General features: G+C 47.6%; 8 protein-coding genes. 6 read left to right on the top strand and 2 right to left on the bottom strand.

Features of this window, described 5'->3' with window-relative positions:
* Positions 1-245 precede the first annotated feature (245 nt).
* Both BUB18_RS27090 and BUB18_RS27085 read right to left on the bottom strand, forming a co-directional pair.
* A complete protein-coding gene (locus tag BUB18_RS27090; protein WP_073087193.1) occupies positions 246-650 on the bottom strand; it encodes a DUF4267 domain-containing protein in 405 nt (134 codons plus the stop codon).
* Positions 651-722: 72 nt separating this feature from the next.
* Positions 723-1298, bottom strand: a complete 576-nt coding sequence (locus tag BUB18_RS27085; RefSeq protein WP_073087191.1) for a Crp/Fnr family transcriptional regulator — start codon at positions 1296-1298, stop codon at positions 723-725.
* A gap of 128 nt (positions 1299-1426) precedes the next feature.
* Here BUB18_RS27085 and BUB18_RS27080 point away from each other — a divergent pair, with 128 nt between their 5' ends.
* The 6 genes from BUB18_RS27080 to BUB18_RS27055 all read left to right on the top strand — a co-directional run bounded on the left by BUB18_RS27080 (position 1427) and on the right by BUB18_RS27055 (position 9382).
* Positions 1427-2335, top strand: a complete 909-nt coding sequence (locus tag BUB18_RS27080) for an alpha/beta fold hydrolase (RefSeq protein WP_073087189.1) — start codon at positions 1427-1429, stop codon at positions 2333-2335.
* Positions 2336-2487: 152 nt separating this feature from the next.
* A complete protein-coding gene (locus BUB18_RS27075; RefSeq protein WP_073087187.1) occupies positions 2488-2931 on the top strand; it encodes a nuclear transport factor 2 family protein in 444 nt (147 codons plus the stop codon).
* A 66-nt stretch (positions 2932-2997) separates the two neighbouring features.
* Positions 2998-3963 carry a helix-turn-helix domain-containing protein gene (locus BUB18_RS27070; protein ID WP_083550889.1) on the top strand — a complete coding sequence of 322 codons (966 nt, stop codon included), beginning with the start codon at positions 2998-3000 and terminating at the stop codon, positions 3961-3963.
* A gap of 170 nt (positions 3964-4133) precedes the next feature.
* Positions 4134-4739: an RNA polymerase sigma factor gene (locus BUB18_RS27065; RefSeq protein WP_073087183.1), complete on the top strand. Its 606-nt coding sequence runs from the start codon at positions 4134-4136 to the stop codon at positions 4737-4739.
* A 91-nt stretch (positions 4740-4830) separates the two neighbouring features.
* Positions 4831-5952 (top strand): FecR family protein, encoded by a 1122-nt coding sequence (locus BUB18_RS27060; protein ID WP_178372223.1) that lies wholly within the window; start codon positions 4831-4833, stop codon positions 5950-5952.
* Positions 5953-6079: 127 nt separating this feature from the next.
* Positions 6080-9382 (top strand): TonB-dependent receptor, encoded by a 3303-nt coding sequence (locus BUB18_RS27055; RefSeq protein ID WP_083550885.1) that lies wholly within the window; start codon positions 6080-6082, stop codon positions 9380-9382.
* The last annotated feature ends 13 nt before the right edge of the window (positions 9383-9395 follow it).

Below are 9395 nucleotides of genomic sequence, written 5' to 3'. Positions count from 1 at the left end.
TTTTAACCATAGCCGCCGTTGTAAGAAACGGAGTTCCTTACAACGAAGACCATCAATACAATATAAATAATTTGGTAAAACCATAGAAAACGCCTGGCAGGCGTCTATCCGGGTAAATCTACTTCATAATCTTCGCTAAAATAATTACTTCGTATATCCATAAGTGTTATACTATTTATAGCGAAGATTGTGTTTTGATAGACGCCTGCCAGGCGTCTCTACACCGCTGATTCACCAACGCAGCTTTATGCAAAGCTGCTCACTTTTCTCGTAGCGTAAAGATAATACGGTCCTACCGTCCAGCAAATAAGTATGGCCGAAAGGTGCGGATAAATAGCCCAGCCCGGATGCGTTGGATTACTTAATACGAGCGAAAAGTCCATGCATGGCACGATACCCATTACCAGCATCAGCCAGCCTAAACTGCGGAATTCCTTTGTAAAGAGCAATACCAGCAACAGCACTCCCACAGCAAAATCACGAATCCCTTTGATATAGTGGAATTCTAAATGATTGGTGATACCCGTTTGTATACCAAAGCCCGCCTCTGCTGCCAAAGGTTGCGTAAAAAACCGGTATCCGATAAAGAGGAGGAATAATCCGGTGATTAGTGACGTTATGTAAGCGGTTTTTTCAAGTCTTGTGTTCATAGTTTTATGTTTTAATGATAGCACAAAACTATACCTCCCCAAACCGCCGTTCGTTAACCTGGGTTAATAAATTTATTTTGCCAGTCTTTTTCTAATCCGGCTTAAAGAGGGCGGCTGTACTCCCACATAAGAGGAAATATAATATTGCGGCAGGCGTGGCACCAGGTTGCTGTATACATCCAGAAATTGCAGGTACCTCCTTTCAGGATCACCGGTGTATAACGATTGTACTTTTTTTATGGCCTGCACATACAGGAACTCACAAATTAATCTTCCAAATTTTTGCCCTTCCGTAAAATGTTCGTACAACTCCTGCAAATCATCATACGAGATCACAATGATGGTAGTTGGTTCAATACATTGTATGGCACTCTCCGAAGGAGATTTATCCAGAAAACTGGCATAGTTACAGGTATATTCCATTTCCTTATTGAAATCTACCGTCAGTTCTTCTCCATTGTCTTTGGTGAGTACATACCTGACCATTCCTTCTACAATAAATCCTGCCTCTCTGCATACCTGACCTTCCCGCAGGAAGTATTCTCCTTTCTGGTAAGTTTTAATTTCGAAACGTTGTCTTATCCACTCCTTTTCTTCATCAGACATACGAATGAGATAAGACATTTGCGTAATCAGCAATTCATGCATGGTAATGCGATTAAATTTTAAACAAGATAATGAAATCTTTTGTCGGAATTACCCTCCTGATTGTCGGATACAGGCATTATATGCTTCCAATTTGTTCCTGAAATTTGCAGTAATCAATCTGTACTGGTATGAAAAAATTCATTATTGCTGTTTTATTATTTGCTGCCTGTCAACCAGCGCCCAAGCCAGCTGCGCCTGCAGCCGCTGCAGCTCCTGATTCCACTACACTCTCACCCACTGATAAAGGGTTTGCGGCTGTCAATGGTTTAAATATGTATTATGAGGTGTATGGAGATGGTAAACCTATTGTTTTATTGCACGGCGCGTACATGACCATTCCGCTCAACTGGTCGCGGGTTATTCCGGAGATGGCCCGGAAACGTAAAGTAATTGTTGCGGAAATGCAGTCCCATGGCCGCACTAAAGACATCGACAGACCCATCACCTACGAAGGCATGGCAGATGACGTTTCCGGCTTATTAAAACACCTGAAAATAGACAGTGCGGATGTAATGGGATACAGCATGGGCGGTGGCATTGCCTACCAGCTGGCCATCCGTCACCCGGAGCAGGTGCGCCGGCTCATCGTATTATCCGGCACCTACACCAACGACGGCTGGTGGCCGGATGTTGAAAAAAGTTTTGCCTCCATTACCCCTGATATGTTCAGAGGTACCGCCATCGAAAAGCAGTACGACAGCCTCGGCAACGATCCTGCTCACTTCGACGACTATGTGAAAAAAATCATTAGCATGGACCTCAAGCCTTACAACTGGACCAAAGAAGTGAAAAACATCCAGGCGCCTATATTCCTCGCCATCGGCGATGCGGACGGTGTACGCTATGAGCATGCCCTCGATCTGTACAAGGCTAAAGGCGGTGGTAAAATGGGAGATATGTATGGCCTGCCCAAATCAAGAGTAGCCATCATCCCCGGTACCACACACATCGGCATGATGGAGCATATTGACTGGATTATGCCAATGGTGGATGACTTCCTGGATTCGGATTTGAGCACTAAACCACCTACATTTTAAAGCCTGATTTATGGATTGATTGAATTTTTATAAAGATGGATTGAATGGTATTACAAACAGGGGCGTGTCGCATGCTAATTTTGTATCAACAAATCAAACATAGCCAACACGCTATAACAAACATTCAAATCATATTATAAAAACAGAAAATCATGAACACAAAAGAACAAATCAGCGCATTAGGACAACAGGCATTTAAAAATCACCTGGCATACCTTTCCTCCGGACGAATTGAAGAATGGGTTGACCTGTTTACTGAAAATGGTATCCTTGAATTCCCCTACGGCCCGAAAGATTTTCCAACCAGGGTAAGTGGCAAACCGGAACTGCATGAATACATGAAGAATTTCCCGCTTCACTTTAAAGTGGAATTTGAAAATCTGTATTTTCATCCTACGGCAGACCCGCATACTACCATTGCTGAATTCACCAGTAAGGGGCATGCATTAGCCACAGGCAACCCCTATAATCAACGATATATATCTGTAGTAACCACTACTGATGATGGTAAAATAGCGAAGTATGTGGACTTCTGGAATCCTATGGTAGCCCTGGAAGCGATTGAAGCCCCGCTCACCGCCTTTGTGAAAGAATAACCTTCTGTATAAACGTAATGGGGACTGGCCATCATCAAGGCCAGTCCCTTTTCACAGTCATCCATAATGAGAAAAATAATTAATTTTATCCTCTCTGGCACTGGGAGAACCAGGCCGGAAAAGGATACCATGGAAAAGAAGCCACTATCACTGGAAGAATTTTATGCCGGCATGCCGTATATCGGCGCAGCAGTCAATAAACCTGTAGGACATTTCAACATTTTGGAAATGAAGAAATTTCTGCCGGAAGAATCGGATATCATTCCATATGGCCGTAAAGACTTTTATAAAGTTTGCCTTTTTACCGGCAAAAGTGCGATACATTATGCAGATAAAACCTTTAAAATAAATGGTCACGCCTTGTTTTTTGCAGGCCCCATGATTCCTTACAACTGGGAGCTGGAAACAACAACACCTTCCGGCTATAGCTGCATTTTTAACGAAATGTACTTTGAAAACTATGGAAGACTTACTTCCTACCCCGTATTCCTCCCTGGCGCCAACCCGGTGTTTGAATTAAGCCCGGAGCAATATCAGCAGTCAGCCGCCATCTTTGAACAAATAATAGCAGAAAAAGCCGGTCACTTTGAATTCAAAGATGATGTTATCCGGAATAGTCTTTTCCAGGTAATACATGCCGCCCTGAAACTAAAGCCAGCTGAAATCGTATTGCCGCAAAAAGCCAACGCAGCCTCCCGGATAACCAACCTGTTCCTGGACCTGCTGGAAAAACAGTTCCCGATATCCACACACGATGCAGACACTCCGCTCAGAGCCCCTTCTGATTATGCCGCCCGCCTGGCGATACATGTCAATCATCTGAACAAATCCGTAAAGGAAGTGATGCAAAAAACTACCTCCGAAATTATCATGGAACGCTTGCTGAAAGAAGCAAGAATCCTCCTCAAACATAGCTCCTGGAGTATTTCGGAAATTGCTTTTAGCCTGGGATTTGAAGGCCCCACACATTTTGGCAGCTTTTTTAAGAAACAATTGCAAATTTCACCGTCGCAATTCCGCAATCAATTCTAATACCGGCAGCATAATGCTGCCCTGGCGCGCTGTTACTATACACTGTTACCCCCTGCGCGTGGCCGTGGGACAACATCTACCCCACTTATTTCTGTAAATATTCCCAAATGCTGATTTTATTTATATTTTTGACGTTACAACCAAATTAACCTGCTGTTTTAATGGGGCCGATGGGATTATTCAAAGTTGAAGAGACAGACCATTTACAGGAGCATGTATTGCTGCAACAGTCTGCCGACGGAGATCCGCAGGCTTTTGAAGCATTATACACCCGATACCTTCCTAAGCTATATCACTACATCTATCGATTCACCAGCCTGCCGGAAGAGGATATCATGGATATATGCCAGGACCTGTTTCTCAAGCTCTGGGACCGGAAAGAACTCCTGATCACCATTAAATCACTGGACGTTTACCTGAAACGCTCCGGGAAAAACGCCCTGCTCGACCGGCTCAAACACGGCCAGTTTAAAGTGAACCTGCACGAACAATACAGCCAGGGCAAGGAACAGCATCGCGCTACCACGGAAGAGCTCCTGCAGTTCACCGAATACAGCCAGCTTGCGCAACAGGCCATCTTGCAACTTTCCCCCAGGAAACAGGAGATCTTCCGGCTAAGAATGGAGCAGGATATGTCGCTGGACGAAATTGCCGACTTCCTGAAAATTTCCAAGTCGCGAGTAAAACAATCTATTTACGAGGCTAAAGATGAGATCCGGCTGTTCCTGAAGCAGCAGGGCGCCTTGTTCCTTACCCTCTTTTTCTTACACTACTAAAAAAATTTCCCGCCAAACCAGTGCTTTTGTTTTTGGGGATCGTCTTGTAATAAAGACTACTTAGGTCATGACCATCACAGCAATAAAAAATTTGATACCATTACTGGTAAAAGGACAGCAGTCGCCGCAGCAACAGCAGGCATTTGAAGCCTGGCTGCAGTCGGCCCCGCCGGAGGAATTGAGTGAAGTCATGGACCTGTATTATGAGGCCTTAGATGGGGAAGATGTCATTTCCTTCATGCCGGCCGATTTCCCGGCCAAAATGCACACCCGCATACGGGCGGCTATGCCCGCACCACAGCAGCCGAAAAGAACGGGCAGGTATCTGCGTATAGCCGCAGCAGTAGCACTCCTAATATCCGCCGGCACTGCAACCATCCTGCTCACCCGCAAACCGGCAGCAGTAGTAACACAACAGATCATTAAACCCGGCACAGATAAGGCGATACTCACCCTGGCGGATGGACGCACCATAGAACTGGGCAGTCGGCAAAACGACAGCGTTATTCGTGCAGGCGTACAGGTGATTCAGCTGGATAGTGCTGTAATTAGCTATGCCGGCACTTCCGGCGACCAGCATTCATTTAATACCCTTACCACGCCCAGAGGCGCACAATTCCAGGTGGTGCTGCCAGACGGCAGCCGCGTGTGGCTCAACGCAGTTTCTGCACTCCGCTACCCCGTGGCTTTCAACCCACACCACCGCACAGTGGAACTCACCGGCCAGGCGTATTTCGACGTTACACCTTCCACTACTCCGTTTATAGTAAAAACCGGCAATACCTCTATAGAAGTGCTGGGTACCGACTTTGACGTAATGGCCTATGCAGAAGAAGGACCAGTGACAACCACACTGGTTAAAGGCAGCATTGCCGTGCAATCCGGCAACAGCCGCAAACAACTGAAACCCGGTGAACAGGTTGCCTACGATGAAAAAGTACAGGACTTAGTCCTCTCCCATCCGGCTATTGAGGAAGTGATCGCCTGGAAAGAAGGAGAATTCAGGTTCAACGGGGTCAGCATCATCGCCATTATGCGCCAGCTGTCACGCTGGTATGATGTAGAAATCAGGTACGATGGCCCCCTGCCCACCACCGCCTTCAGCGGCACCTTATCAAGAAAAGAAAACGTAAACCAAATACTATATGCATTGGAAGCTACAGAAGCCGCACATTTTACGATCGAAGGCAACACCATCGTAGTAAAAAAATAATACGCTTCAGCCTCCTGAATAAAAAAGCCGGAAGTAATTGGACCTACTCCCGGCATGAGTTTCAGGACATGCTGATATAAAAGTTGCTTAGACTCATTTTATCGTAAACCCAAAACCAATCAAAAGTATGAATCTACTTTTAAACGGCAAAGTCGTGTCGTTACCTGTACCACTAAAGCTGCTCATGATCATGAAATGGACTGCTGTTTTTTTATGTTTTGCGGCCATACACGTAAGCGCAACGGGCTACTCACAAAAAGTGACCATCGCCTCACCGTCTATTAAACTGCAGGCTATCTTCAAAGATATCCGCAAACAAACCGGGCTGGCATTCGTGTATGATAAGGCCCTGCTGGATAAAACACACCCGGTATCCATCCAGGCACACAATAAGGAGTTTGCAGATGTGCTGGCCGAATGCCTCAACGCACAAGGCCTCACCTTCGAAGTAAACAGCAACATCATCGTAGTAAAGAAAATGCCGCCCGCCGGCAATGCGGTCATCAATCACCTTACCAACGCTGTGCTGGGCCAGGCCGACATCCGCGGCCACATTACCGGCCCGGATGGAGAGTCGGTGATTGGCGCCACGGTGCGACTCAAAGGCACACAAAAAGCCACCATCACCAACGCGGAAGGCAACTTTACACTCAACGATGTTAAAGACGGTTCTTACACCCTGGAAGTTACCTCCATTGGCTATGAGAACTACGCTAAAATCATCAGCGTCAGCAACGAAAATCTCCAGTTAAATATCGCCCTGGGCAAAAGCATTTCCGGCCTGAACGACGTAGTAGTGGTAGCCTACGGCAGCCAGCGCAAATCCACCTTCACCGGCTCCGTGAGTACCCTCGGCACTAAACAACTGGAAGGCTCGCCTCGCGCCACCATTGAAGATAACCTGCAGGGTAATGTAAGCGGCGTAGTAGTATCCCAGGGTTCCGGCCAGCCAGGCGCCGCACCAAACGTGCGTATCAGGGGTGTGGGTTCCATCAACGCAGGCAGCGCACCGCTGTACGTGGTAGATGGTATCCCGCTGAGCAGCGTGGACCTCAATAGCTTCAATGCCAACGATATCGCCAGTATGACGGTGTTGAAAGATGCCGCCGCCGCATCACTGTACGGCTCCCGTGCCGCCAACGGCGTGATCATCATCACCACCAAAAAAGGGGCCGCCGGCAAAACCAGCTTCAACGCCACCGCCCAAACCGGATTCACTAACGTGATTAACTCCAAAGACGACCACCCGCTGAACACCACCGAACAGCTGGAACTCTTCCGGGAAAGCTGGGTTAATGCAGGGAAAGATATTAATCTCTTTATACCTGAACTGGTAAAACAAGGTATTGATACCACCGTAAATACCAACTGGTTCAATGAACTGACAAGAACCGGCCAATACCAGCAATTCAACCTCTCCGCCAGCGGTGGTACGGAGAAGACTACCTACTTCCTCTCTGCAGGCTACTATAATGTGAAATCACCGCTGCTGAACAGCGCCTTTAAACGCTACAACTTCAACGCAAAAATCAATACCCAGGCTACCGAACGCTTGTCGCTGCAGGCAGGTGTACTCGCCACTGTTACCAAACTCAATGGCGTAAGTGACGACGGCAGCAACGCCAACCCGGTAAGAGCCTACAAAAGATATGAACCCTGGCTGCGTGTATACCTGCCCGATGGCTCCTACGACCTGAGCTATTCCAATAACTATAACCCGGTGGCTTTTACGAAAGAAAACAAGCGCCCGAGAGACCGCTACAACCTCCTCGGCAACATCGGACTCAAATATAAAATCCTCCGCAACCTGACCTTCGAAAACCAGAACAGCGTGGATTTTGAATACGGCGAAGACCTGACCTGGAACAAAGCCGGCATCGGTACTGCACGCACCAACGGCGGTAGCGCTGACTATGGTACCCAGCGGTCCATCAGCCTCGTTAGCACCAATATCCTCCGCTATATGCGCGACTGGGGATACCACCACATGGAAGCCTTTGCAGGCTATGAAGCGCAGTCTGTACAGTCCGCCGATGTGGGTATATCCAAGTCCAACTTTATCCCTAATACCACCACCCTCAGCAACGCCGCTGTACTGAGCGATGGCTTCAACACCGCCACCAGCAACTCGCTCACCGGCCTGTTCTCTAACGTTACCTACAATTACCACTCAAAGTACTTCCTGTCCGCGTCCCTCCGCAGAGATGGTTCCTCCCGGTTTGGTAACGATAAAATGTATGGTAACTTCTGGTCCCTCGGCGCCTCCTGGAACCTAATGTCAGAGCCGTTTATGGAGAAACTGGACCTGTTTTCCCAACTCCGCCTGCGTGCCAGCTATGGCAAAAACGGGAACCAGAGCATCGCCGACTTCGCATCCAGAGGCCTCTATACCAATACGGCCAGTTATAACAATAGTCCCGGTTACTATCTCACCCAATATGGAAATAATAACCTGACCTGGGAAAAAAATAGCCCGCTCAACCTCGGTATCGACTTCGGCATATTGAAAGATCGCATACAAGGTACCGTGGAATATTATAACCGCGTTACCTCCGCCCTGCTGCTCGACATGCCGGTATCCGCCACCAACGGCGTTACCAGTATCACCAAAAACGTAGGCTCGGTGCGTAACAGCGGCCTGGAAATAGAACTGAACACCTATAACATCGTGTCTAAAAACAAAAGCGGCTTTAACTGGAATACCAGGGCCACCTTCTCTACCCTGAACAACAGAATCACCAGGCTGGTGAGCACTATCGTGAGCAGCCCGTACATTCGCGAACAGGGCGGCGACTACTACCAGTTCTATCTCGTAGGATTTGCCGGTGCCAATCCGGAAAATGGAGAAGCGCTGTTTTATACCGATGGCAGCAAAACTACTACCACCAATGACTACACGAAGGCAGCGCGATTCAAACAGGGGTCAGCACTGGCAAAAGTGGTGGCCGGTATGACCAACACCTTCGAGTACAAAGGGTTTACCTTCAGCTTCCAGTTATACGGCAGCTTCGGCAATAAGATCTACGACAACTGGGGCACCAGCACCTATACCGATGGTGGCTCCACCTTTGGCCCTACCGCAGCACTGAACCGCTACTATTACGATAACCGCTGGACAGCCAAAGGCCAAACCGGCAGACTCCCGAAAGTAGTATACAAAGGCACTGCACCAAGCAGCTCCGACAGGTTCCTGTACGACGGTACGTATATTCGTTTACGTGATATCACCCTCGCCTACGACCTGCCTAAAAGCTGGATGCAGCAACTGAATATGAGCTCCACCAGGATCTATGCAAGAGCTACTAACCCTTATACGTATGTAAAGGACAAGCGACTCACTTTTGATCCGGAAGTAGGTATCGAAGGGCAAACAGATCAGAATGCGCCTATCTATCGTACCATCGTATTTGGTGTGGATTTCAGATTCTAACAAAAAAGAAAGT

The sequence above is a fragment of the Chitinophaga jiangningensis genome (assembly GCF_900142605.1).
GTDB classification, from domain to species: Bacteria; Bacteroidota; Bacteroidia; order Chitinophagales; family Chitinophagaceae; genus Chitinophaga; species Chitinophaga jiangningensis.
Note: the sequence above shows the minus strand (reverse complement) of the source record. Positions and strands in the feature narration are given on the sequence as shown.

Bases quoted from the DNA above. Each gene is read 5' to 3' on its own strand.
- BUB18_RS27090 (WP_073087193.1), bottom strand. From the start codon at position 650: ATGAACACAAGACTTGAAAAAACCGCTTACATAACGTCACTAATCACC.
- BUB18_RS27085 (WP_073087191.1), bottom strand. From the start codon at position 1,298: ATGCATGAATTGCTGATTACGCAAATGTCTTATCTCATTCGTATGTCT.
- BUB18_RS27080 (WP_073087189.1), top strand. From the start codon at position 1,427: ATGAAAAAATTCATTATTGCTGTTTTATTATTTGCTGCCTGTCAACCA.
- BUB18_RS27075 (WP_073087187.1), top strand. From the start codon at position 2,488: ATGAACACAAAAGAACAAATCAGCGCATTAGGACAACAGGCATTTAAA.
- BUB18_RS27070 (WP_083550889.1), top strand. From the start codon at position 2,998: ATGAGAAAAATAATTAATTTTATCCTCTCTGGCACTGGGAGAACCAGG.
- BUB18_RS27065 (WP_073087183.1), top strand. From the start codon at position 4,134: ATGGGATTATTCAAAGTTGAAGAGACAGACCATTTACAGGAGCATGTA.
- BUB18_RS27055 (WP_083550885.1), top strand. From the start codon at position 6,080: ATGAATCTACTTTTAAACGGCAAAGTCGTGTCGTTACCTGTACCACTA.